Origin of the sequence: Arthrobacter sp. UCD-GKA (assembly GCF_001863355.1) — a bacterium.
In the GTDB taxonomy this organism is placed as follows: Bacteria; Actinomycetota; Actinomycetes; order Actinomycetales; family Micrococcaceae; genus Paeniglutamicibacter.
This window is the reverse complement of record NZ_MOLR01000012.1, coordinates 53,100-76,002: the sequence shown is the minus strand read 5'-3', so window position 1 is coordinate 76,002 and position 22,903 is coordinate 53,100. Positions and strand designations below refer to the sequence as shown.

19 protein-coding genes and 1 riboswitch are annotated in these 22,903 nt (G+C 70.3%); of the genes, 11 read left to right on the top strand and 8 right to left on the bottom strand.

Annotated features, from left to right (window positions below; genetic code table 11):
• Nucleotides 1-41: 41 nt before the first annotated feature.
• Nucleotides 42-299: a hypothetical protein gene (locus BLJ79_RS18500; protein WP_071216253.1), complete on the bottom strand. Its 258-nt coding sequence runs from the start codon at nt 297-299 to the stop codon at nt 42-44.
• 71 nt (nt 300-370) lie between these two features.
• Here BLJ79_RS18500 and BLJ79_RS18495 point away from each other — a divergent pair, with 71 nt between their 5' ends.
• The 3 genes from BLJ79_RS18495 to pgm all read left to right on the top strand — a co-directional run bounded on the left by BLJ79_RS18495 (nt 371) and on the right by pgm (nt 3,585).
• On the top strand, nt 371-1,576 hold the full coding sequence (locus BLJ79_RS18495) for a M4 family metallopeptidase (RefSeq protein WP_071216252.1): 1,206 nt from the start codon (nt 371-373) through the stop codon (nt 1,574-1,576).
• Entirely contained in the window at nt 1,569-1,886 is a 318-nt protein-coding gene (locus BLJ79_RS18490) for a protealysin inhibitor emfourin (protein ID WP_071216251.1), read from the top strand. The genes BLJ79_RS18495 and BLJ79_RS18490 overlap by 8 nt, the downstream gene beginning before the upstream one ends.
• Before the next feature lie 61 nt (nt 1,887-1,947).
• A complete protein-coding gene (pgm, locus tag BLJ79_RS18485) occupies nt 1,948-3,585 on the top strand; it encodes a phosphoglucomutase (alpha-D-glucose-1,6-bisphosphate-dependent) (RefSeq protein ID WP_071216250.1) in 1,638 nt (545 codons plus the stop codon).
• An 84-nt stretch (nt 3,586-3,669) separates the two neighbouring features.
• Here the strand turns inward: pgm and BLJ79_RS18480 are convergent, their stop codons facing one another.
• Nucleotides 3,670-5,133, bottom strand: a complete 1,464-nt coding sequence (locus tag BLJ79_RS18480) for an aldehyde dehydrogenase family protein (protein WP_071216249.1) — start codon at nt 5,131-5,133, stop codon at nt 3,670-3,672.
• Nucleotides 5,134-5,220: 87 nt separating this feature from the next.
• Nucleotides 5,221-5,322, top strand: a riboswitch (TPP riboswitch).
• On the opposite strand from BLJ79_RS18480, the gene thiM reads away from it, so the two are divergent.
• The 4 genes from thiM to BLJ79_RS18460 all read left to right on the top strand — a co-directional run bounded on the left by thiM (nt 5,314) and on the right by BLJ79_RS18460 (nt 9,817).
• The gene (thiM, locus tag BLJ79_RS18475; RefSeq protein ID WP_071216285.1) at nt 5,314-6,132 is read left to right on the top strand and encodes a hydroxyethylthiazole kinase; all 819 of its coding nucleotides are present in this window, start codon (nt 5,314-5,316) and stop codon (nt 6,130-6,132) included. (Overlaps the previous riboswitch by 9 nt.)
• The gene (gene thiE, locus BLJ79_RS18470) at nt 6,132-6,788 is read left to right on the top strand and encodes a thiamine phosphate synthase (RefSeq protein ID WP_071216248.1); all 657 of its coding nucleotides are present in this window, start codon (nt 6,132-6,134) and stop codon (nt 6,786-6,788) included. Before thiM ends, thiE begins: the two co-directional genes overlap by 1 nt.
• Nucleotides 6,785-8,359 carry a bifunctional hydroxymethylpyrimidine kinase/phosphomethylpyrimidine kinase gene (thiD, locus tag BLJ79_RS18465; RefSeq protein WP_071216247.1) on the top strand — a complete coding sequence of 525 codons (1,575 nt, stop codon included), beginning with the start codon at nt 6,785-6,787 and terminating at the stop codon, nt 8,357-8,359. The genes thiE and thiD overlap by 4 nt, the downstream gene beginning before the upstream one ends.
• 132 nt (nt 8,360-8,491) lie before the next feature.
• A complete protein-coding gene (locus BLJ79_RS18460; protein ID WP_071216246.1) occupies nt 8,492-9,817 on the top strand; it encodes a uracil-xanthine permease family protein in 1,326 nt (441 codons plus the stop codon).
• Nucleotides 9,818-9,896: 79 nt separating this feature from the next.
• Here the strand turns inward: BLJ79_RS18460 and BLJ79_RS18455 are convergent, their stop codons facing one another.
• Complete coding sequence (locus BLJ79_RS18455) at nt 9,897-13,154, bottom strand: HAD-IA family hydrolase (RefSeq protein WP_071216284.1); 3,258 nt, start codon at nt 13,152-13,154, stop codon at nt 9,897-9,899.
• Nucleotides 13,155-13,661: 507 nt separating this feature from the next.
• Here BLJ79_RS18455 and BLJ79_RS18450 point away from each other — a divergent pair.
• From BLJ79_RS18450 to BLJ79_RS18435, 4 genes are all read left to right on the top strand, one after another.
• A complete protein-coding gene (locus BLJ79_RS18450; protein WP_139194964.1) occupies nt 13,662-14,999 on the top strand; it encodes an ABC transporter substrate-binding protein in 1,338 nt (445 codons plus the stop codon).
• A 209-nt stretch (nt 15,000-15,208) separates the two neighbouring features.
• Nucleotides 15,209-16,342, top strand: a complete 1,134-nt coding sequence (locus BLJ79_RS18445) for a carbohydrate ABC transporter permease (protein ID WP_071216244.1) — start codon at nt 15,209-15,211, stop codon at nt 16,340-16,342.
• Nucleotides 16,342-17,295, top strand: coding sequence for a carbohydrate ABC transporter permease (locus BLJ79_RS18440; protein WP_071216243.1), 954 nt, complete (start codon nt 16,342-16,344; stop codon nt 17,293-17,295). Before BLJ79_RS18445 ends, BLJ79_RS18440 begins: the two co-directional genes overlap by 1 nt.
• Before the next feature lie 72 nt (nt 17,296-17,367).
• A complete protein-coding gene (locus BLJ79_RS18435) occupies nt 17,368-18,360 on the top strand; it encodes a hypothetical protein (RefSeq protein ID WP_139194963.1) in 993 nt (330 codons plus the stop codon).
• A gap of 27 nt (nt 18,361-18,387) precedes the next feature.
• On the opposite strand, the gene BLJ79_RS18430 is transcribed toward BLJ79_RS18435, so the two are convergent.
• The 5 genes from BLJ79_RS18430 to BLJ79_RS18410 form a co-directional block, all read right to left on the bottom strand.
• Nucleotides 18,388-19,215, bottom strand: a complete 828-nt coding sequence (locus tag BLJ79_RS18430) for a glycerophosphodiester phosphodiesterase family protein (protein WP_071216241.1) — start codon at nt 19,213-19,215, stop codon at nt 18,388-18,390.
• Between the two features lie 53 nt (nt 19,216-19,268).
• The gene (locus BLJ79_RS18425) at nt 19,269-20,111 is read right to left on the bottom strand and encodes an HAD family hydrolase (RefSeq protein WP_083411462.1); all 843 of its coding nucleotides are present in this window, start codon (nt 20,109-20,111) and stop codon (nt 19,269-19,271) included.
• Between the two features lie 10 nt (nt 20,112-20,121).
• A complete protein-coding gene (locus BLJ79_RS18420) occupies nt 20,122-21,033 on the bottom strand; it encodes a carbohydrate kinase family protein (RefSeq protein WP_071216240.1) in 912 nt (303 codons plus the stop codon).
• A gap of 103 nt (nt 21,034-21,136) precedes the next feature.
• On the bottom strand, nt 21,137-21,940 hold the full coding sequence (locus BLJ79_RS18415; protein ID WP_071216239.1) for an alpha/beta hydrolase family protein: 804 nt from the start codon (nt 21,938-21,940) through the stop codon (nt 21,137-21,139).
• On the bottom strand, nt 21,940-22,749 hold the full coding sequence (locus BLJ79_RS18410) for an enoyl-CoA hydratase-related protein (RefSeq protein WP_071216238.1): 810 nt from the start codon (nt 22,747-22,749) through the stop codon (nt 21,940-21,942). Before BLJ79_RS18410 ends, BLJ79_RS18415 begins: the two co-directional genes overlap by 1 nt.
• Between the last annotated feature and the right edge of the window lie 154 nt (nt 22,750-22,903).

Genomic DNA, 22,903 nt, shown 5'->3' with positions numbered 1-22,903 from the left:
CGGAGGTTCGTGCAGCCAGGCGCGGCTTCTGGCTCCCCAGCTTAGCGACGATCACGGACCACGCCCAACCCCTGTTCGAGACCCGCGCGAAGCCCGCCGGGGTCAGGCCCCGCGGGCGCAACCATCGAGCCGCGGACGCGTCCGTTGATCACGTGGCCGAAGAAGGTCGCGATCATCCGCATTCCCGGCATCACGTAGCCGACGACCGGCCCGAACACCGCAAGGGGACGGGCATGCGGCGCGCGCCGCCAGGACAGGTGCCCGCAGGCGATCGCCGCGAACCGGGGAACGGGAAACATGCCAAAGCCTTCGCACCTGGCCACAGCGCGCTCACAACGGCTGCTCAGGATCCGGTGGGAGAGTTGGCACCATGGACAAGGAACCCCAACCTCCAGCCGCAAAACCCCACCCCCGGCACCATGCGGTGCCACCGTACCTGCTGGTGTCGATGGCCGCCTGCGACGGGGCATGGGAAGCCCCGACGGCGATGCGCGACTTCATCGCGCTCCCGCCGGCCGAAGTCGACCGGGAGCTTCCGGACGCACACGGCGAACCTGCGGGCCCGGGCCGCGAAACCCGCCGCCGCATCGCCACCCGCGCACGCCGGACACTGCTGCTTGACCAGGCACTGCTGCACGAGCGGGCCACCACGCACACCGACATCGCCCGCCTGCTGGGCCCCGCCGGACGCCTGGTGCGGGCCATTTCCGACGCACAGGGAGCCGAGACCACCCCCGGAACCACCGCGCGCACCGAGGGCCAGGACCCGGGGCAGGATCCGGACGCGAACCGCGCCTACGACGGGCTGGGCGAGGTCTACGAGTTCCTCGCGGACATGTTCAAGCGCTCCAGCCTCGACGGCGCCGGGCTGGTGCTTCGCGGCACCGTGCACTACGGGCAGCACTACGACAACGCGTTCTGGGACGGCACCCAAATGGTCATGGGCGACGGGGACGGGGAGGTCTTCAACTCCTTCACCTCCTCGCTGTCGGTGATCGCGCACGAGCTGGGGCACGGGCTGCTGCAATACACCACCAACCTGGACTACCGGGGCCAGTCCGGCGCGCTGAACGAGTCGATCGCCGATGTCTTCGGCGCCTTGGTGGAGCAGTTCGTGGCCGGCGACGACGCGGCGTCGGCCAGCTGGCTGATCGGCGCAGGCCTGTTCACCGACGCCGTCCAGGGCGTGGCGCTGCGTTCCATGGCCGCCCCGGGCACCGCCTACGACGACCCGATCCTGGGCAAGGACCCGCAGCCGGCAACCATGGCCGGCTACGTGGACACGGCCGAGGACAACGGCGGGGTGCACCTGAACTCCGGCATCCCCAACCACGCGTTCCACCTCTTCGCCACCGCGCTGGGCGGCAACGCCTGGGAAACCGCCGGGTCCCTGTGGTTCAACGTGATTGCCACCCGCTCATTGCCGCAGGACGCGGACTTCGGCACCTTCGCCGAACAGACCCTGCTCCAGGCCCGCCGCGACCACGGAGCCGGCTCCTCCGTCGAGCGGGCCCTGGCCGAAGCCTGGGACGCCGTCGGGGTCGAACCCGTCGTCCGGGAGGCCGTCCATGGCTGAGAACCGCGACGATGTGCTGGTCATCCGCGTGGCCCGCTCCGGCGGGGTCGCCGGGATTCCCCGCACCGGGATCCTGGAACTCCACGCGCAGGACCCCGGGCACGAACAGGAAGCCTCCTGGATCAGCATCGCCCGCGACGCCCTGGATGAGCTGCGGGCGCTGGAGCAGGCCAAGGCACCGTCACCGGTGCGCGATGCGTTCACCTGGTCGCTGAGCATCGACGGGGAAGACCATTCGGTGCCTGACACCCTGCTCACCGGCCCGGCCCGGACCCTGGCCGAACACGTCATTGCGCTCCCGCGCCGCTGAATGCCCGACGCCCAACGACGTGGGCGGGGCGCCGTCGGGCAATCAATGAGAAACTGGTGCCATGGCCCATCCTCGCGCCGGGACCCCGGCACTGCCCCAAGACCTGATCGACCTTTCAGCGGTGCGCGACGCGTACTTCGACATCCACCCGGATCCGTCCGACCCCGCACAGCGCGTGGCCTTCGGCACCTCCGGACACCGCGGCACCTCGATGAACGGCTCCTTCAACGAGGACCACATCGCCGCCATCACCCAGGGAATCGTCGAATACCGGCGCGCCGCGGGCATCACCGGCCCGCTGTTTGTCGGCAAGGACACCCACGCGCTCTCGGATCCCGCACAGGACACGGTGCTGGAGGTGCTGGCCGGCAACGACGTGCCGATCCTCGCCGACGCGCGCACCGGCTGGACCCCCACCCCCGCCCTGAGCCACGCCATCCTGGCGCACAACGCCAACCCCGATGCGCCGCGCGCCGACGGCATCATCATCACCCCCTCGCACAACCCGCCGGCCGACGGCGGGCTGAAGTACAACCCGCCGCACGGCGGACCGGCCGACACCGATGCCACGTCCTGGATCGCGAACCGCGCCAACGAGCTGCTGGAGGCCAAGCTGGACGGGGTCAAGCGCACCTCGCTGGGCGCCGCGCGCCTGGGTGGCAAGATCGGTGCCTTCGACTTCCTCGCCTCCTACGTCGACGACCTGCCCTCGGTGCTGGATCTCGACGCGATCCGCGCCTCGGGGCTGCGCATCGGCGCGGACCCGATGGGCGGTGCCGCGGTGGACTACTGGGGCGCGATCGCCGAGCGGCACCGGCTGGATTTGACCGTGGTGAACCCCGGGGTGGACCCGCGCTTTGCGTTCATGACCCTGGACACCGACGGGAAGATCCGCATGGATTGCTCCTCGGCCCACGCGATGGCCTCGCTGGTCGCCGCGCGCGACGCCTATGACATCTCCACGGGCAACGACGCGGACGCCGACCGCCATGGCATCGTCACCCCGGATGCCGGGCTGATGAACCCCAACCACTTCCTGGCCGTGGCCATCGAATACCTCTACACCCACCGCACCGGCTGGTCCACGGACGCCGGGATCGGCAAGACCCTGGTGTCCTCCTCGATGATCGACAGGGTGGCCGCGAAGCTTGGGCGCACCCTGGTGGAGGTCCCGGTGGGCTTCAAGTGGTTCGTGCCGGGCCTGCTGAACGGAACCGGTGCCTTCGGCGGCGAGGAATCGGCCGGTGCCTCGTTCCTGCGCCGCGACGGGCGCACCTGGACCACCGACAAGGACGGGATCCTGCTGGCGCTGCTGGCCAGCGAGATCACCGCGGTCACCGGCTCCTCCCCGTCCAAGCACTACGCGGCGCTGGCCGCCGAGCACGGGGCCCCCAGCTATGCGCGCCTGGACGCCGCCGCGGACCGGGACCAGAGGGCCCGTCTGGCGAACCTGTCCGCCAGCGACGTCACCGCCGATTCGCTGGCCGGTGAAAAGATCACCGCGCGGCTGACCGAGGCGCCGGGCAACGGGGCAAAGATCGGCGGGCTGAAGGTCACCACCCAAAACGCCTGGTTCGCCGCGCGCCCCTCGGGCACCGAGGACAAGTACAAGATCTACGCCGAGTCGTTCCTGGGCGCCGAGCACCTGGCCCGGGTGCAGGACGAGGCCAGGACCATCGTGGACACCGTCCTGGGCTGAGCCAGGTGGTGCGGGGCGGGCGCGGCCACACCGCACCCGCCCCGAAACAGCCGACCACCTACAGGTATGCGATCCCGGGCATGTCTACATCAGGCGTTTGATGATCTTTGACTTGGCCCAGGTGTACGGCGGGTAGACGGCCTTGAGCGTGTCCACCACCGTGGTCTTGCCCATCACCGCGCGCATCTGCGAGAGCCGCTCGAACCCATGCCGCCCGTGGTAGGCACCCATGCCGGAGGCTCCCACGCCCCCGAACGGAAGCGAGGGGACGGCCAGGTGCAGGCTCGGCGCGTTGTGCACGATGGCCCCGGCGCGCACCTGGTCCCCGAAGGACGACTGCAGCCGCGGGTTCTCGGAAAACAGGTAGGCGACCAGCGGGGTGGGACGCGCGTTGATGAAGCGAACGGCGGCATCGAAGCTGTCCACCGCGATGACCGGCAGGATCGGGCCGAAGATCTCCTCGCGCAGCAGGGCCGAGTCCGGGTGCACGTTGGTGATCACCGTCGGTTCGATCTGCAGCGTGTCCTCGTCGTACCCGCCTCCGACGACCACGTCCCCGTCGCCCAGCATGGCCACCAGGCGCTGGAAGTGCGCCGTGTTCACGATCCGCCCGTAGTCGCGGCTGGCCAGCGGATTCTTCCCGTAGAACCCCGTGATGGCCTTTGACAGCTGCTTTTCCAGGTTCCGCGCCGCGTCCCCCACCGCCAGCACGTAGTCCGGCGCCACGCAGGTCTGCCCGGCATTCATGAACTTCCCGAACGCCAGCCGGCGGGCGACCGCCGCCGAGGACCCGTCCATGACCACGGCCGGGGACTTGCCGCCCAGCTCCAGGGTCACCGGGGTCAGGTGCTCGGCCGCCGCGCGGGCCACGATCTTCCCCACGCGTTCCCCGCCGGTGTAGAAGATGTGGTCGAAGTGTTGTTCCAGCAGGACCTTGGAGGTCGACGCGCCGCCCTGGACCACGGCGCACGCCCGCCGGTCCATGAATTGCGGAACGAGCCGCCCGAGCAGCGCGCTGGTGGCCGGGGCCAGCTCCGAGGGCTTGAGCACCGTGACGTTGCCGGCGGCAATGGAGGCGACCAGCGGGGCGAGGATCAATTGCAGCGGGTAGTTCCAGGCACCGATGACCAGCACCACGCCCAGCGGCTGCGGCTCGATCTTGGCTGCCGCCGGGTGCAGCGCGAGCGGGATCTTGACCGCCTTGGACTCCATCCATTCGGAGAGGTGCAGCTGCGCGTGGTCGATTTCGGCACGCACCATGTCGACCTCGGTCATCCTCGCCTCGGCCCCGCTCTTGCCCAGGTCATCGGCCAGCGCATCGACGAAGTCCTGCTCGTGCGCCTCCAGCATCCGCTCCAGGGCCTTGAGCTGGGAGGCGCGGAAGCGCCGCGGGTGGGCCAGCCGGGTGGCGACCACGTCGTGCATCGAAGCGACGATCTCCACGATGTTTTCAGGCGACTCGGGCACCACCGGCGGCAGCTCGAGCTCGCTCAGTGCGCGCGACTCGCGCGGCGCGGTGGATGGATGCGGATTCTCGGTGATGCCCATGCCTAGAGCGTATACGGCGTGCGCGTGGGCCGCGACAGGCCGCGACGCGCAGTTGACGCCCCGCCCGTGCGGTGGGATAGGCTCGCGCCTAGTGACACGGGGTGTCGGCGCGCCAGCGATCCGACTGAGATAAGACCCGTAGAACCTGAACTAGTTCGTACTAGCGGAGGGATGTTGCTCATGGGATCCATGGCGCCTTCAATTGTTTTTTCACCCGGCGAGCTCGCCGATGCCCTGGGCGCGCTGCGCGCCTCCACCCCCTTGGTGCAGGTGTTGACCAACACCGTGGTCACCAACTTCACCGCCAACGTGCTGCTGGCCGCCGGGGCCTCCCCCGCGATGGTCGACGTGCCCGGGGAGGCCGGCGGATTCGCGTCGGTGGCCTCCGCGGTGCTGGTGAACCTGGGCACCCCCCATTCCGAGCAGCGCGCCGCCATGGCCGAGGCGGTGGCCGCCGCCAACGCCGCGGAAACCGGCTGGGTGCTGGATCCGGTGGCCGTCGGGTCGCTGCGCGTGCGCACCGACTTCGCCCTGGGACTGCGCGATGTCTCCCCCACGGTGATCCGCGGCAACGCCTCGGAGATCATGGTGCTCGCCGAGGCCGGGTCCGGCGGGCGCGGGGTGGAGGCCACCGACACGGTCGATTCGGCCGCCGCCGCGGCCCGCTCCCTGGCCTTGCGCAGCGGCGCCGTGGTGGCCGTCTCCGGGGAGGCGGACCTGGTGACCGACGGGGCGCGCACCATCTACGTTCATGGCGGAAGCAAGATGCTCACCCTGGTGACCGGCGGCGGGTGCGCGCTGGGCGCGATCTGCGCGGCCTTCCTGCCCGTGGTCCGGGACCCGCTGTTGGCCACCGTCGCGGCCCACGCGTTCTACTCCGCCGCCGCCGAACGGGCCGCAGCGGCAAGCTCGGGGCCGGGAAGCTTCGCTGTGCATTTCCTCGACGCCCTGCACGCGCTGGCCCCGGCCGACCTCGCGGCCACGGCGGTGCTGTCCTGATGGCCTCCGGAATCTACCTGGTCCTCGACTCGAATTCCACCGCCGGACGCCCGCTCGAAGACATCGCCGCCGCAGCGGTGGCCGGCGGGATCACCACGATCCAGCTGCGCTGCAAGGACCTGCCCGCCGGGGAATTCGTCGACACCGTGGAAAGCTGCGCCAAGCACACCTCCGGGCGGGCCACCCTGCTGGTCAACGACCGCATCGACGTGTACCTGGCCGCACGGGCCCGCGGCGCCGACGTGCAGGGTGTGCACATCGGCCAATCAGACATCCCCGCGGACCTGGTCCGCACGCTGATCGGGCCGCACGCCGTGCTCGGGCTATCCGCCTCCACCGCCGGCGAGATCGACGCGGCCAACGAACTCAACGCGCTTGCCCCGGGCACCATCGACTACCTGGGCGTCGGCGCCGTGCATGCGACCCCGACGAAGAAGGACCACCCGGAGCCGCTGGGCTACGGGGGCCTGGCCGCCGCCGTGGCCCGCAGCAATGCACCCGTGGTCGCCATCGGCGGGCTCGACGCCACCGACGTCCCGGCCGTTCGGTCCGCCGGGGCCGCCTCGATGGCCGTGGTGCGGGCGATCTGCGCCGCGGATGACCCGCGCGCCGCAACCGCCGACCTGATCAGCCTCTGGGAAGGGGAAACGCCATGAACACCATGAATTCCACCAAGAACATCCTGTCCATCGCCGGCTCCGACCCCTCCGGGGGCGCCGGGATCCAGGCCGACCTGAAGTCCATCGCGGCCGCCGGCGGCTACGGGATGGCGGCGGTCAGCGCGCTGACCGCCCAAAACACCCGCGGCGTGCGCGCCGTGCACGTGCCCCCGGCCGGCTTCCTCACCGAGCAGCTGCTTGCGATCTCCGAGGACATCTCCATCGACGCGATCAAGATCGGGATGCTGGCCAACGCCCAGGTCATCGACGAGCTGGGAACCTGGCTGGCCACAATCCGCGGTGCCGCCGGCGCCCCCGGCGCCCCCGGCGGACGCGTGCCGGCCGTCGTGCTTGACCCGGTGATGGTGGCCACCAGCGGGGATTCGCTGCTGGATGCGGCCGCCGATGCGGCGCTGCGCCGGCTCTTCATCCATGCCGACGTGATCACCCCCAACATCCCCGAGCTCGCGGTGCTGGCCCGCGGCCCCGAGGCCACCGACTGGGACTCGGCGGTGTCCCAGGCACGCATGCTCGCGGCGGAATACGACGTGCTGGTGCTGGCCAAGGGCGGGCACCTGGCCACCCAGCGCTGCCGCGACGCGCTCATCGACGCCGGCGGGGTGCTGCTAGAGGTCGAATCCGAGCGCCACGCCACCGGCAACACGCACGGCACCGGCTGCTCGCTCTCGGCCGCACTGGCCACGCATTACGCGCGCACCGGGAACTGGGGCACGGCGCTGCGCCGTGCCAAGGACTGGCTGTCCGATGCCATCTCCCGCGCGGACGAGCTGTCCGTCGGATCCGGGCACGGCCCGGTCAACCACTTCGCCGCGCTCTGGGACGGGGTGCGCCCGGCGCAGGCCGGGGACCCGCTGGCGCAGTGGTGGGAACGGATCGCCCCGATCCGCGCGGGCATCGACGAGCTGGGCTTCATCCGCGCCCTGAAGGACGGGTCGCTGGCCCGGGCCCACTTCGAGGACTACCTGGGCCAGGACGCCCTGTACCTGCGCACCTATGCGCGGTCCATGTCGCGGGCCGCGGAACTGGCCCCGGACACCGCCTCGCAGCGCTTCTGGGCGGCGGCCGCCAGCGGCTGCCTCGAGGAGGAGCTGAAGCTGCACCGCGGGCGGCTCGACGAACGGGTCCCGGAGCCCTCGGCAACCACCACCGCGTACCTGAACCACCTGCTGGCCGCCGGGGACGACTATGCGGTGCTCACCGCCGCGTTGCTGCCCTGCTTCTGGATCTACCAGGACACCGGCACCCGGTTGGCCGCGGCCAACCACGACCGCCACCCGTACGCCGACTGGCTGGCCACCTATTCCTCCCCGGAGTTCGACGCCGCCACCGCGGCGGCCATCGACCTGGTGGCCGCTGTGCACGCGGGCGCCGATGCCCGCACCCGGGCGGCGATGTGGCGTGCGTTCGAGGCCTCCAGCGCCCACGAGCTGGCGTTCTTCGCGCAGACCGCCGCCGACGCCCCGGAGGCGGCAGCGGGACCCCGGCGCGCGTCCGGGCACCTTGCCCCGGACGCCGCCGGGCACGGCGAACCGGTCGCTGCCCGGTAGCCGCGCGGGGGCGGGACGTGCCGGGGCACCGGCCCCGGGCGGCGGGCGGGTAAAATGCACGAGGGGGTTTTGCGCTGTGCACCGCGCGCCCCCGACGCCCGACTCCCGCCCCTTCCCGGAAGGCCCCACCCCATGAGCAACCGATTCGGCATCGGCTGGCGCCTGCACGGCGACGGCAAGTCCATCTCCCCCGGAACGGTGGTGGCCCCCGACGAGCGCCTCGCCTGGGCGCAGACCGTCGGCGTGGGAGTCCAGCACGTCATGGCGATGTTCGGCGCCACGGTGCTGGTGCCGACCATCACCGGCTTCCCGGTCACCACCACGCTGCTGTTCACCGGCGTCGGCACCCTTTTGTTCCTGATCATCACCGCGGGTCGCGTGCCCTCCTACCTGGGGTCCTCCTTCGCGTTCATCGCGCCGGTCACCGGGGCCATGGCCACGCACGGGATGGGCGGTGCCCTGGGCGGGATCGTGATGGCCGGCGCCTGCCTGTTCATCGTGGGGCTCATCGTGCAGAAGGCCGGAACCGGCTGGATCCACGCACTGATGCCCCCGGTGGTCATGGGCACCATCGTCGCGCTGATCGGGCTGAACCTGGCCACCACCACCACGGACAAGATCACGCAGGTGCCGCTGACCACCTTCGCCACGGTGCTGGCCATCGTCATCACCACGGTGCTCTTCCGCGGGATGCTCGGGCGCCTGTCGATCCTGCTGGGCATCATCGTCGGCTACCTCGCCGCCTGGGCGCAGGGCCAGGTCGATTTCTCGGCCATCGGCCAGGCCGCCTGGTTCGGGCTGCCCGACTTCGCCGCACCCACCTTCCACATCGAAACCCTGACGCTGTTCCTGCCGGTGGTGTTCGTGCTGATCGCCGAGAACGTGGGACACGTCAAGACCGTGGCGCTGATGACCGGGCGCGAGCTGGACGACGTGAACGGCCGGGCGCTGATGGCCGACGGCACCGCCACCATGATCGCCGGGTTCGGCGGCGGCTCGGGCACCACCACCTACGCGGAGAACATCGGGGTCATGGCCTCCTCGCGCGTCTACTCGACGGCCGCCTACTGGATCGCGGGCACCGTGGCCATCGCGCTGGCGTTCTTCCCGAAGTTCGGCGTGCTGATCAACACCATCCCGGCCGGGGTTGCGGGCGGCGCGGGCATCGTGCTCTACGGGATGATCGCCATCGTCGGCGCCCGGCTCTGGGTGCAGAACAAGGTCGATTTCTCCAACCCGATCAACCTGATGACCGCCGGCACCGGGCTGATCATCGCCATCGCGCTCTTCGGGGACAACGTCCTGTCGATCGGCACCATGGACTTCGGCGGCATCGCCCTGGGCACCGCAGCCACGCTGGTGGTCTTCCACCTGATGCGTTCCATCGCCAAGGTGCGCGGCACCGAGCCGACGGAGATCGAGGCCATCGGCGGGGCCACGCACTCCAAGCTCGGCTAGCGGGAGGCAACCCGCACCGGGCGGGACCCCCCTCGCGGGGGTCCCGCCCGGTTTTTCGTGCCGCGGCCGCGCCGGCAAGCTACCCGATGATGGTGATCGGCGGCTCGTTGGCCAGCTCCTCCTCGTGGGTCAGCTTCTTGATGCTGGAGGTCAGCGGGGAGCCGTCGTCGCGCTGCAGCGCAAAGACCGCCTCGATGGACGGCTCGCCCCGAAGCACCGGGCCCTGACCGTGCAGCTGGACGGACACCACCGGATGCTGCGGGGACACCGCATGCGCGGCTCCGCGCACCGAGAAGTGCACCTCGTCGTCCCCGGCCCGCAACGAGGCGGTCAACGCGTCAGCGGTGAGGTGGAAGTGCACCGAGGAGTCGTTGCGGCGCAAATTGAATTCCAGGCCCTCCCAGTCCTCGGGCAGCCGCGGGTCAAAGAGCCAGGCCCCGGTGTCGTCGCGCAGCCCGGCAAAACCATAGACCAGCGCCGCCCACACCCCTCCGGTGGAGGCCACGTGCACCCCGTCGGCCGCATTGCCGTGCAGGTTCAGCAGGTCCACGTTCAGTGCGTGCTCGAAGTAGTCGTAGGCCAGGTCCCGGTAGCCGACCTCCGCGGCGAGGATCGCCTGCACCGTGGCCGAGAGCGTGGAATCCCCCGTGGTCAGCGGATCGTAGTAGTCGAAGTCGGCGCGTTTCTGCTCCGCGGAGAAGTCCGAGGAACGCAGCCACAGCGCCAGCACCGTGTCGGCCTGCTTGAGCACCTGGAAACGGTAGATCACCAGCGGGTGGAAGTGCAGCAGCAACGGCCGGTGCTCCGGGCCGGTGCCCGGCATGTCCCAGACCTCGCGGTTCAGGAACCCGGCGTCCTGCGGGTGGATGCCCACGGTCTCGGAGAACGGGATGAACATCGCCGCGGCCGCATCGCGCCAGTCCCGCACCTCGGAGTCCCCCAGGCCCAGTTCCTCGACGATGCGCGCGTGGTCCTCGGGGAATTCGCGCGCCAGGTAGCCCACCAGCTCGACCGCGTAGCTCAGGTTGAAGCGCGCCATCACGTTGGTGAAGGTGTTGTCGTTGACCACCGCGGTGTACTCGTCCGGGCCGGTGACCCCGTGGATGTGGAAGCTGCGCCCCTTGCTGGTCTCGCGCCAGAACCCCAGCGAGTTCCACAGCCGGGCGGTCTCCACCACGATTTCCGCGCCGCCCCCCAGCAGCAGCCCGGTGTCCCCGCTGGCGCCCACGTAGCGGGCCAGCGAATACACCACGTCCGCATTGATGTGGTACTGCGCGGTGCCGGCCGGGTAGTAGGCGCTGGCCTCCTCGCCGTTGATGGTGCGCCACGGAAAGAGGATGCCGTGCTCGTTCAGCGTCGCCGCGCGGCGCCTGGCCGCGGGGATCATCGAGACCCGCGCGCGCAGCGCATTGCGCGCCCATTGCGGGTTGGTATAGGTCAAAAACGGCAGCACGTAGATCTCGGTGTCCCAGAAGTAGTGCCCCGAGTAGCCGGTGCCCGAGACCCCCTTGGCGGAGATCCCCAGCCCGTCGGAGCGGGCCGAGGCCTGCGCCAGCGAGAACAGGTTCCAGCGGACGGCGCGCTGCAGCAGCGGGTCAGCCGCGTGCACCACCACGTCGGAGTTCTCCCAGAACGCCGTGAGGAACTCGCGCTGGGCCCAGAACAGTTCGTCCGCGCCGCGCGGGACCAAGTGGCTCAGCGCGCGCACGCAGCGGCTGGTCATCTCCGCGGTGTCGTGCCGCCGCGAGGAGTGGAAGGAGGCGAACTTGTCGATGTGCAGCGCCTCGTCCTTCTCCAGGTAGGCGGAGACCGTGTGCTCGACGCGCTCGGGGGTGACGGTGGAGGACTCGACGAAGTCGCTGGTCTCCCCGGCGATGCGGGTCACGTGGGAGATCGCGGCGGCCACCGACATGTTCGATCCGCGCACGTAGTAGCTCAGCGCCGCGATCCCGTCCTTGTCCCGGGTGCCGCCGGGGAGCAGCGACGGCTCGCCGCTGCTCTCGGACTTGCGCGGGTCGAAGGGCACCTCCCCGGCGTCGGACTCCGCCGGGGTCGGGACGGGCCGGGCATTGGACTGGCCGATCAGCGCCGATTGCACGAAGACATGGGCGGGGGCGTCGAGCAGCCGCACGGTGATGCGGAACAGGGCCAGGTGCCGCTCGGAGAAGGAGACCATGGACCGGGTGCGCACCATCACCCGGTGGCCCTGGGCGGTGCGCCAGAGGGTGTCGGAGATCAGCGTGCCGTCCTTGAAGTCCAGCCGCAGCTCGTCCTTGAGGATCTCGGTGCGCCCGATCTCCAGGGCCTCGTCGTTGATGTAGACCCGCACGGTGCGCGCATCGGGGGCCGCAACCATGGTCTGCCCGGCCTCGGCGAGCCCGAACGCGGATTCGGCGTGGCGGATCTTCCAGGTCTCGTGCAGCCCGTTGATGAACATCCCCTCGGTGCTTTCCCCGATGCCCAGCGAATCCCCGCGCATACCCAAAAACCCGTTGCCCAGCGAGAAGATAGTCTGCTCCACGCCCGGGTCGATGGGACGGGGATGCTCGCGGGTGTAGGACCAGGCGTCCAGCTCCCAGTCGTCGCGGGCCTGCTGGTTGACCAGTTCGTCCAGGTCGTCGAGCACCAGGTCGGCCCCGGCGTCGCGCAGGTCCCGGTGCGGCTGGTCCCTGCCCACGCCGATCACCATCCCGAAGCCGCCTGCCGCGGCCGCCTGGATCCCGGAGATCGCGTCCTCGATGACCACGCACTCGTTGGGCGACCAGCCCAGGTCGCTGGCCGCGGCCAGGAAGGTGTCCGGGGCCGGCTTGCCGGCCAGGTTGCGCGCGGCGGCCTGCAGTCCCCCGATGACCACGGAAAAGTCGTCGCGCAGCCCCGCGGCCTCCAGCACCTCCTCGGCGTTGCGCGAGGAGGAAACCACGGCGACCTCGAGCCCCGCGGCCTGGATCTGGCGCAGGTAGTCCAGCGACCCGGGGTACGGCTCGATGCCCGTCGAATGCAGGATTGCACGGAACACCGTGTTCTTGCGGTTCCCCAGCGCGCAGATGCTGGTGCTGCCCGGCGCGTCGGTGTCGTGGCCCCAGGGAAGCTCGATCCCGCGATCCGCCAGCACCGCGGCGACCCCCTCGTAACGCGGGCGCCCGTCGACCAGCGCGAAGTAGTCGTCCTCGGTGTAGGGGCGGGTCACGCCGGCCTCCGCGAAGAAGCCGTTGAAAAGCTGCGCCCAGGCATCGCGATGAACCTCGGCCGTGGGGGTCAGGACCCCGTCCAGGTCAAAGAGCACGGCCTTGAAGTCACGGCGACGGTAAGGGGCGCCGGTGGCGAGGGCTTCACGCATGGTGTTGGATTCCCATCTCTCTGGCTGCGGCTTCGGCGCCGCGTAGGGTTCCGGCGCGAGCATGCGCCGCATTGCTTCCGTTCCGGCAGGCCCGGCTTACTCCAGCCTAGCCACCGGTTCCCCCGCCCGTGAAGCGCCCCGGGGGTCCCGGCCGTGTCGCCCGCGGCCCGCGCGGGGTGCCCGGCCGCCCCACGGCGCTTCGCTGGCCCGAAAAGATCAAGTCACTTCGCCATTGCCCGAACAGTCATGTTGCCCCAAACCCTTGAAAAACGGGTGCCGGCTCTACATGATGAGCAGTAGAAGAGCTTCGGTCCCCTGTGGGCCGCGGCCCTTCGCCTTCATGGGGGACACCACGGTGGTCCATACCGGGGAGGCCTCGTTCCCGCTGGGGCACGCCCCCGTTGGATGCCTGGCACCCCCTTGCGGCGCTCGCGGCCGACGGCTCACCGCTTCCCCTTCCTATAACGAACCGGGTGGCCGCGGCCAGCCGGCCGAGCAGGAGGAATGATGAAAACATCACGACGGGGAAAGGCGTATGCCTCGCTGGCGGGCCTGGGGGTTGCAGCCTTGGTGCTCACCGCCTGCGGCGGGGGACCGGGCGCCCCGGAAACCAGCGCCGCCAGCACCGAATCCGGTGCGGCGACGGGCAAGTCGGAGGTCACCTTGTACGGCACCATCGCCGACGCCGAGGCCAAGTTGCTGGAGCAGTCCTGGGCCGACTGGTCCAAGGAAAACAACATCAAGATCAAGTACGAGTCCTCCAAGGAATTCGAGACCCAGATCGCCGTGCGTGCCCAGGGCGGCAACGCCCCGGACCTGGCGATCTTCCCGCAGCCGGGGCTGCTGGGGGACCTGGCCACCCGCGGGTTCCTCAAGCCGGCGCCCGAGGGCGTCAAGGCCAATGTCGCCTCCGGCTGGTCCGAGGACTGGGCCAAGTACGGCACCGTGGACGGCACCCTGTACGGGGCCCCGCTGATGGCCAGCGTCAAGGGCTGGATCTGGTATTCGCCCTCCGAGTTCAAGGACAAGGGCTACGAGGTCCCCACCACCTGGCAGGGGCTGCTGGACCTGACCGCGCAGATCGAGAAAGACAAGGGCAAGGCCCCCTGGTGCGCCGGCTTCGGCTCCGGGGACGCCACCGGCTGGCCGGGCACCGACTGGGTCGAGGACCTGGTGCTGCGCCAGTCCGGGAAGGACGTCTACGACCAGTGGGTCGCCAACGAGGTGAAGTTCACCGACCCGCAGATCAAGTCCGCGCTCGATGAGGTCGGAAAGATCCTGAAGAACCCGAAGTACGTCAACGCCGGCTACGGCGACGTGGCCTCCATCAACGCCACCGAGTTCGGTGCGGTGGCCGACGTCCTGGTCAAGGGCGACTGCTCGCTGCACCACCAGGCGTCGTTCTTCAGCGGGTTCGTCACCGAGGCCGGCGGCACCGTCGGCCCGGACGCCGATCTGTGGGGCTTCGTGACCCCGTCGATGGACGGGGCCGGCAACTCGGTCACCGGCGGCGGCGAGATCGTCGGAGCCTTCAGCGACGACCCGTCGGTGGTGAAGGTGCAGGAGTACCTCTCCAGCGCCGAGTGGGCCAACTCCCGCGTGAAGCTCGGCGGGGTGCTTTCGGCCAACAAGGGCCTGGACCCGGCCAACGCGTCCGACCCGCTGCTGCAGGAGGCCGTGAAGATCCTGCAGGACCCGGCGACGACGTTCCGCTTCGACGCCTCCGACCTGATGCCCGGTTCCGTCGGGGCCGGCACCTTCTGGAAGGGCATGATCGACTGGATCAACGGCTCGGATTCCGAGACGGTGCTCAAGGCGATCGAGGCCGGCTGGCCCTCGTCCTAGGGCCTCGCGGCACCCGCGCCCGTCGGGTCCGGAGCGGTCATCCCGACTGCCCGGACCCGCCGGCGCACCACCCCACCCGGTTTCCCGGCCCGGGCATCGATGCCCGGGCCGCACGCCTCTTCCAGCATTGCCTCCGGATCGCGCGCAGGTGACCCCGCCACCGCGGGGCACCTCGGGCAGCCACCTCGAAAGGCCGGCACCGACGCATCATGACAAACTTCCTGCAATGGCTCAGCACGCTGCCCACCCTGGCGCAGATCCCGATCATCATCGGGGTGTTCTGCGCCGTGGTGCTCCTGCTGCTCTTCCTCATCGAGCTGGCCCCGCGGCGCGGGCGCAGGTTCACGATCATCCGCGCCGTCGCCTGCGTCCTGTTCCCGCTGCTGATGGTCGCGATCCTGGATTCCTACACCTGGGCCATCGTCGCCGCCGGCTTCCTGGGCTTGCTGCTCTTCTGGCTCGACTACCGCTCGCGGCACGGGGCGGGGTACATCTTCGCGCTGGTGGGCTTCCTCTCCCCCGCGCTGCTGCTGCTGGCGGCCGGACTGGTCATCCCCACGATCCAGACCACCGTGCAGTCCTTCATGAACTCCCGCGGCACCGAATTCGTGGGGCTGGAGAACTTCATCTGGATCTTCACCCAGCCCGCGGGCATCCGCACGGTGCTGAACACCATCTTGTGGGTGCTCATCGCCCCGGCGGTGTCCACGATTGCCGGGTTGGCCTACGCGGTGTTCATCGACAAGTCCCGCGGGGAGAAGTTCTTCAAGATCCTGGTGTTCATGCCGATGGCGATCTCCTTCGTGGGCGCCTCGATCATCTGGCGCTTCGTCTACACCGCGCGGCCCGCGGACTCGGAGCAGATCGGCCTGCTGAACCAGGTGATCGTCTGGGCCGGCGGGGAACCGGTGCAGTTCCTGCAGGAATCCCCATGGAACACCGTGGCGCTGATCGCCGTGCTGATCTGGGTGCAGACCGGGTTCGCGATGGTGATCCTTTCCGCGGCGATCAAGGCGGTGCCGCTCGAGCAGCTGGAGGCGGCCGAGCTTGACGGGGCCAACGGCTGGCAGCGCTTCGCCAACGTGACGCTGCCGGGCATCCGCTCCTCGCTGGTCGTCGTGCTGACCACCATCTCGATCGCCTCGCTGAAGGTCTTCGACATAGTGCGCACCATGACCGCCGGCGCCAACGACACCTCGGTGATCGCCAACGAGATGTACACCCAGTTCCGCAACTTCGAGGCCGGGCGCTCCGCGGCGTTCGCCGTGATCCTCTTCCTCATGGTGATGCCCATCGTCATCTACAACGCCCGGCAGATCAAGATGCAAAGGGAGATGCGCTGATGTCCACGCTCGCCAGAACCGAAGAGGCCCCCGCGGCAACCGATCCCGGGGTGCGGCGCGGCCGCCCGGCCGCCTCGCTGGCCAAGACCCGGCTGACCAACCGCTGGGCCACCCTTGCGGCCCTGCTCATTGCCGCGCTGTGGACCGTCCCGACCATCGGGCTGCTGGTCTCCTCGTTCCGCCCGGCGCAGCAGGTGCGCACCACCGGCTGGTGGACCCTGTTCCAGAACTGGGGTTTCACCACCGACAACTACGCCGCCGTGCTGCAGGCCGGAAACTCGCAGCTGACCATGGCCGGGTCGTTCATCAACTCGATCGCGATCACCCTGCCGGCCACCGTGATCCCGCTGGTGCTGGCCACCATGGCCGCCTACGCCTTCGCCTGGATGCGCTTCCCGGGCAAGGACCTGCTCTTCGTGCTGGTCTTCGCGCTGCAGATCGTGCCCATCCAGATGGCGCTGGTGCCGCTGCTGCGGCTCTTTGCCGCCGGGGAGCTCTTCGGGGTCCCGGTCATCGGCGCGTTCGGGCAGGCCGGCTACGCGCAGGTGTGGATCGCGCACACCATCTTCGCGCTGCCGCTGGCGATCTTCCTGCTGCACAACTTCATTGCCGAGATCCCCAACGAGATCATCGAGGCGGCCCGGGTCGACGGGGCCAGCCACGGGCAGATCTTCTTCCGGATCGTGCTTCCGCTCACGGCCCCGGCGATCGCCGCGTTCTCGATCTTCCAGTTCCTCTGGGTGTGGAACGACCTTTTGGTCGCGTTGATCTTCGCCGACGGCGCGGTCGCCCCGATCACCAAGCTCCTGGCGGAGATCACCGGAAGCCGCGGGCAGGACTGGCACCTGCTCACCGCCGGGGCGTTTGTGGCCATGATCGTGCCGCTGGCCGTGTTCTTCGCGCTGCAGCGCTACTTCGTGCGCGGGCTGATGGCCGGCTCCGCCAAGGGGTAGGCAGGCCCCGCGCAACGTGCGCCGGGACCCTCTCCCAGCAAAGCCGACGATTCACTGGCTACCATGGAACACGTGGCTCAGTGGATTAAGACTTGGACGGAAGACGGTTGGCGCGCCGAGGTGCTCTCTTGGGTGGACATGGCCTGCGAGGCATATTCCATCAAGCGTATAGATGCACTTCAAGACGCATCTTCATCGATCCGCGCGACGCACCTGCGGGTGCCCACCGACGCCGGGATGCTGTTCTTCAAGGCCGTGGCGCCCGGGCAGCTGTTCGAGCCTCCGTTGACCGCCGCCGCCGCGTCCCTGGTCCCGGACCGGTTGGTCATGCCGCTGGCGATCGACCCGGACCGCGGCTGGATGCTGTCCCCCGACTACGGCGCAACCCTCGACGAGCTGGCCACGACCCCTGAGCTGTGGGCCCGCGCGCTCGGCGCCCTCGGCGGGCTGCAGCGCGAGCTCGTGCCCAGCGAGGAGGCCCTGTTCGACGCCGGCCTGCAGATCCTGGATCCCGCATGGATCCCCGAGGAGTTCAACAACGCCCTCACCCTGCATGCCTCGCTGCCCGCGGAACACCCGCTGGGCATCCCGGCCCGCGACGCCGACCACGCCTTCGCAGCGCTCAAGGACATCGAAGAAGCTTGCGCGCAGCTCATCGCCGGCCCGATCCCGCTGAGCCTGGAGCACGGCTCCTTCGACCGCCGCCGGGTTTTCGCCCCCACCGACGAGACCTCCGCACCGCGGATCCTGAACCTCGGCGATGCGCACTGGGCACACCCCTTCGCCTCGCTGGCCCGTCCCATCGAGCGGATGCGGATCGATTTCCGGGCCCCGGCCGACGACCCGCGGATCATCGCCGCCATCGGTGCGTACCTTGCCGCGTGGGACGACTACGGGTCCCCGGACGAGCTCTACGCCCTGGTGGCCCCGGCCCTGCGGATCTCCCCGCTGCACACCCACGAGACCTGGCTGCAATTGCTGGCCGAGGCCGACGAACCGGCCCTGCAGCGCTGGGCGCCGAAGGTGCTCGAACCGCTGGCCTCGCTGGCGGCCACCACGGCCTGAGCCGCGGGGTTGCCGGCCGGCGCGGTTTCAGCCGGCCGGGCGGTCCTGCGGCCAGATCCCGCGGACGGCCATGACCCGGGCCAGGACGTCGGCGTTGTCGCTCATGATCCCGTCCACGCCCATCTCCAGCAGCCGGTGCATGTCCGCTTCCTCGTTGACCACCCACACGTGGACCTGCAGTCCGGCGGCGTGGGCATGGCGGATGAAATTCGGGCCCACCACCCTCAGGGCCCCCTGCCGTTCGGGGACCTGCAGGGCCGCGACGTTGCGGAACCAGGAACGCGGCAGCGGGAGGAGTGGACCCAGCAGTGCCGCCGCACCGACCCCCAGCACCCCGGGGCTGGCGGCCACCGGGCCCCCGGAGGCGGCCAGCAGCCGCTGCACCATCCTGCGGCGCCGCCCGTTGAACGAGGCCACCAGCACCCGGTCTCCGGCCCCGTGCCGCCGGATCGCGCGGGCCAGCAGGTCCGCGGAGGCCGGATCCTTCACGTCGACGTTGAAGTGCGCGTGCCCGAAGCCCTCCAGCAGCTGGTCGAAGGTGGGAATCGGTTCCCCCGCCACGCGCAGCCGTGCCAGTTCGGCCGCGGTGCATTCGGAAACCTTGCGGTTGTCCCCGGCCAGGCGGCGCAGGTCCTCGTCGTGGAACACCATCAGCACCCCGTCCTTGCTGGCGCGCACGTCGGTCTCCAGGTAGCCGAAGCCCAGCTCCACGGCGGCACCGAAGGCCTTGAGGGTGTTTTCCTCGCCGTTCGGCGCGAACCCGCGGTGGGAGAACGCCAGCGCGGAGCCGGCCAGCGGCGAGCCTGCGGTGTTGCGCAGGTACGGTGCGGTCCCGGCCCGTGGTGCCTCGATCATGGTGTGCTTCCCCGTCGGTTCCGCCCGCAGGAACGGGCCTGGTTGATGTGTGCCTAGCGTGTTTCCGGTGTGCGTCCGGCCAGGATGTCCTCCAGGATGCGGGCCACCCCGTCGTCCTCGACGCCCGGGGCCAGGTTGGCGGCGGCCAGGAGCGCGCTCGGGTGTCCGGAGGCCATGGCGTATCCGTGCCCGGCCCAGGAGAGCATCCGCAGGTCGTTGGGCATGTCCCCGAACGCGACGACCTCGTCGGCGCCGATCCCCAGCGCGGCCGCATAGGCTTCCAGCGCCACGGACTTGTCCACGTCCACGTGCGCCATTTCCAGCAGCGCGACATCGAAGGCGGAGTGCGTCACCGAGACCAGGTGCGCCAGGGGCCCGGCGACCGCGGCCATGAAGGCGTCGGAGTCCCGGGTGCGGGACTTGGCCAGGAACTTCACCACGCCCGCCTCCTGCAGGTCCGCCGAGCCCAGGTCCAGCGCCCGGATTTCCCCGAGGCGTTCGGTGTCCCCGGGTTCGGCGAATCCGGCCCCCAGGTGCAGTCCGCGGGTGGTTTCCGCCGCGAAGGTGGCCGTGGGCTCGGCGTGCAGGATGATGTCGCGGACCTCGAGCAGCGCCGCGGGTTCGATGGTCGCCGCGGAGATCAGGGACTCGGATTCCAGGTCGTAGAGCACCGCGCCGTTGGAGCAGATCACGGTGCCCAGGTGGCCGAAGGCCCGGCGCACCGGGTCCAGCCAGCGCATCGGCCGGCCGGTGACGAAGACGATGTGCATCCCGGACTCGCGGGCGCGGCGGAACGCCTCGATGGTGCGGGCGGAAATGGTCCCGTCCGCGCGGATGATGGTTCCGTCCAGGTCGCTGGCGACCAGCCGCACATCCATGTCCGTTTGCCCCCACATGCCTCTGTGCTCAGGAAATTTCTTGCCGGGTCGGCGGGTTTGCGCCGGGCCGCGAGACGGTGATCGCCGCCGCGCGGGCGGCATAGTCCAGGATCTCGGTGAGCGTTCCGGTGTCCAGCGCGTGCAGGTGCTCGCGCCGTTCGCTGCCCAGCAGCCCACGGGACTCCAGGGCGGAGATCATCGCGGAGATGAACGAGTCCCCGGCGCCCACGGTGTCCGCGACATCCACCACCGGTGCGGCGGTGCGCGCCGTGCCGGCCTTCACCAGCCCCCAGGGGCCGCCGGAACCGTAGGTCGCGATGACCAGCGCCGGGCCCAGGTCCAGCCAGGCGGCGGCGGTGTCCTCGACGCTGCGGTGCGGGTAGAGCCACTCGAGGTCCGAATCCGAGGCCCGGACCACGTCGGCCAGCGCGACGAAGCGTTCGACGTCGGCCACCGCCTTGGCATGGTCGGTGACCAGCGAGGGGCGGATGTTGGGGTCGTAGGAGATCGTGGCGTGCGGGCGGGCGGCCTCGATGAGCTTGCGCACCTTGGAGGCGCCCGGTTCCACGAGCGTGGCCAGCGAACCGGTGTGCACGGCCCGGGCCTCGGCCAGCGCCGGGGTGTCGGCGGGCAGCTCGGGCAGGTCCCAGTGCATGTCGAAGGTGTAGCTGGCGGCGCCCACGGGATCCAGGATCCCGCGCGCGGTGGAGGTCGGGGCGTCGTCGGGACCGCAGATGTAGCGCACGTCGTTGGCGGCCAGCGACTGCTGGATCATCACCCCGTACTCGTCCTTGCCCCAGCGTCCGATGAAGGTGGTGGGGTGCCCCAGCTTGGCCAGGCCGACGGCGACGTTCAGCGGGCTGCCGCCGACGAAGGAGCGCGGCGCGCTGATCCCGCCGGAAAGCACGTCGACCAGGGCCTCGCCTATGACCGTCAGCACATCGGGCTCCTCATCCTTGGTTCGGGGGTGTCGACTTCAATATACCGGTCGGTAGCCAACGGCGGCGCAGCGTGTGCCGCGGCTCTCCGTCCCGCCGGCCACCTCAGCGGTGTTGCGCGGGGGCCCCTTCGAGTTCCAGCAGGGCCGCCACGCTCGCTTCCCAGGCCGGGTCCCCGGGGGTGATCAGCCCGTAGTGGTCCCCGGACAGCTCCCGGTAGGACACCGGGGCACCTGCGGCGCGCGCGCGGGCGGCGAAGGAACGGGCCAGGGCCACCGGCACGTCCGCATCGTTGCTCCCGTGCAGCATCACCAGCGGAACCGCGGGCAGGGCCCGGGCCGCGGGATCCGCGTTTTTCCACGATCCCGGGGCGGCTTCCGGGGTGGCGCCCATCAATTCGGCGGCGGCACCGTGGCTCAGGTGCAGTTCGTGGGCCAGCTGCAGGTCCAGCACCCCGGCCTGCGATACGACGCCCTGAAGGGTCCTGCCCTCCGGCGGGCACGCCCCGGGTGCGCCGGGGGGCAGCAGGTTTCGTCCCGCGGCCCACAGCGCCAGGTGTCCTCCGGCCGAGTGCCCGATCCCGATCCGCGGCCCGTCCGGGATCCCGGCGGCGGCCAGCGCCGCATCAAGGGCATCGAGTCCCGCCGCGACATCGTGGAAGGTCTCCGGGTAGCCGCCCTGGCCCCCGGCGGTGCGCCGGTACTCCAGGTTCCAGGACACGATGCCGCGCGCGGCCAGGTCGGCGGCCAGCGGGCGGCCCAGTTCCGCGCCGTAGGCCTGCCGCCAGAACCCGCCGTGGATGATCACGGCGATGACCCGGTGCAGGCGTGTTTCGGGGAGCCACAGCTCGGCGTACTGGCTGGGGTGCGGGCCGTAGGCGTGGTGCGCCGGCGGGGCCGTAAACGGCATTAGCGGCCCGGGAACTCGGGGGCGGACTTGGCCACGAAGGCCGCGCGCCCCACCACGGAATCCTCGGTCGCAAAGGCCTTCACGAAGGAGCGGGCCTCGGCCTCCAGCCCGGCGACGACGTCCAGCCCGGCGATCTCGTTGATCGCTTGCTTCACGTTGGCCACCGCGGTTGGAGCCTTGGAGGCGATCTCGGCGACCGTGGCCAGGGCGGCCTCCAGCAGCGCCGCGTTGTCTTCCAGAATCCGGTTGACCAGTCCGATGCGCAGCGCCTCGGCCGATTTGATGCGCCGGCCGGTGTAGATCAGCTCGCGGGCCATGCCGATGCCCACGCGCTGCTGCAGGCGCACCGAACCGCCGAAGCCTGGCACCAGGCCGAGGTTGACCTCGGGCTGGCCGAAGCTGGCGTTGGCGGAGGCGTAGAGGAAGTCGCAGGCCATGGCCAGTTCGCAGCCGCCACCCAGGGCGAATCCGTTGACCGCGGCGATCACGGGAACCGGGAGGGCCTCGAGGCGCAACGTGACCTCGTGCATGCGCTTGCCGTAGGCCAGCGCCTCCTGAGGGCCCATCAAGTTCATTTCCACGATGTTGGCCCCGGCGACGAAGGCCTTTTCCCCCGCCCCGGTGATGATGATCCCGCGCACCGGCCAGTTGGCGTCGGTGCCGAGGTCGGCCAGCACGCCGGTGAGCGCGTGGAGGTCCTCGACCACGGCGGCGGCCAGCGCGTTCATCGACGCCGGCTGGTTGATGGTCACGACCAGCGCCTCGTCGCGCTGTTCAACGAGCAAAGTCCGGTAGGTCCCGAAATCCATGTGCACTCCCTTGTGATTGGCTTTGCGACCAGCGTCTCATGTTTCCCGCATCACAGGCACGGTGGCACGCGGTGGCGAAAGCGGGCGGACGGCGCCGCCGAACACGAAGGCCCGCCCGGCTCCCCCTGCGGAACGGGGAGCCGGACGGGCCTGG

Bases quoted from the DNA above. Each gene is read 5' to 3' on its own strand.
- BLJ79_RS18460 (WP_071216246.1), top strand. From the start codon at position 8,492: ATGAGCAACCGATTCGGCATCGGCTGGCGCCTGCACGGCGACGGCAAG.
- pgm (WP_071216250.1), top strand. From the start codon at position 1,948: ATGGCCCATCCTCGCGCCGGGACCCCGGCACTGCCCCAAGACCTGATC.
- BLJ79_RS18425 (WP_083411462.1), bottom strand. From the start codon at position 20,111: ATGTGGGGGCAAACGGACATGGATGTGCGGCTGGTCGCCAGCGACCTG.
- thiD (WP_071216247.1), top strand. From the start codon at position 6,785: ATGAACACCATGAATTCCACCAAGAACATCCTGTCCATCGCCGGCTCC.
- BLJ79_RS18490 (WP_071216251.1), top strand. From the start codon at position 1,569: ATGGCTGAGAACCGCGACGATGTGCTGGTCATCCGCGTGGCCCGCTCC.
- BLJ79_RS18440 (WP_071216243.1), top strand. From the start codon at position 16,342: ATGTCCACGCTCGCCAGAACCGAAGAGGCCCCCGCGGCAACCGATCCC.
- BLJ79_RS18495 (WP_071216252.1), top strand. From the start codon at position 371: ATGGACAAGGAACCCCAACCTCCAGCCGCAAAACCCCACCCCCGGCAC.
- BLJ79_RS18410 (WP_071216238.1), bottom strand. From the start codon at position 22,749: ATGGATTTCGGGACCTACCGGACTTTGCTCGTTGAACAGCGCGACGAG.
- BLJ79_RS18445 (WP_071216244.1), top strand. From the start codon at position 15,209: ATGACAAACTTCCTGCAATGGCTCAGCACGCTGCCCACCCTGGCGCAG.
- thiM (WP_071216285.1), top strand. From the start codon at position 5,314: ATGGGATCCATGGCGCCTTCAATTGTTTTTTCACCCGGCGAGCTCGCC.
- BLJ79_RS18480 (WP_071216249.1), bottom strand. From the start codon at position 5,133: ATGGGCATCACCGAGAATCCGCATCCATCCACCGCGCCGCGCGAGTCG.
- BLJ79_RS18455 (WP_071216284.1), bottom strand. From the start codon at position 13,154: ATGCGTGAAGCCCTCGCCACCGGCGCCCCTTACCGTCGCCGTGACTTC.
- BLJ79_RS18430 (WP_071216241.1), bottom strand. From the start codon at position 19,215: ATGATCGAGGCACCACGGGCCGGGACCGCACCGTACCTGCGCAACACC.
- BLJ79_RS18500 (WP_071216253.1), bottom strand. From the start codon at position 299: ATGTTTCCCGTTCCCCGGTTCGCGGCGATCGCCTGCGGGCACCTGTCC.
- BLJ79_RS18450 (WP_139194964.1), top strand. From the start codon at position 13,662: ATGAAAACATCACGACGGGGAAAGGCGTATGCCTCGCTGGCGGGCCTG.
- BLJ79_RS18415 (WP_071216239.1), bottom strand. From the start codon at position 21,940: ATGCCGTTTACGGCCCCGCCGGCGCACCACGCCTACGGCCCGCACCCC.
- thiE (WP_071216248.1), top strand. From the start codon at position 6,132: ATGGCCTCCGGAATCTACCTGGTCCTCGACTCGAATTCCACCGCCGGA.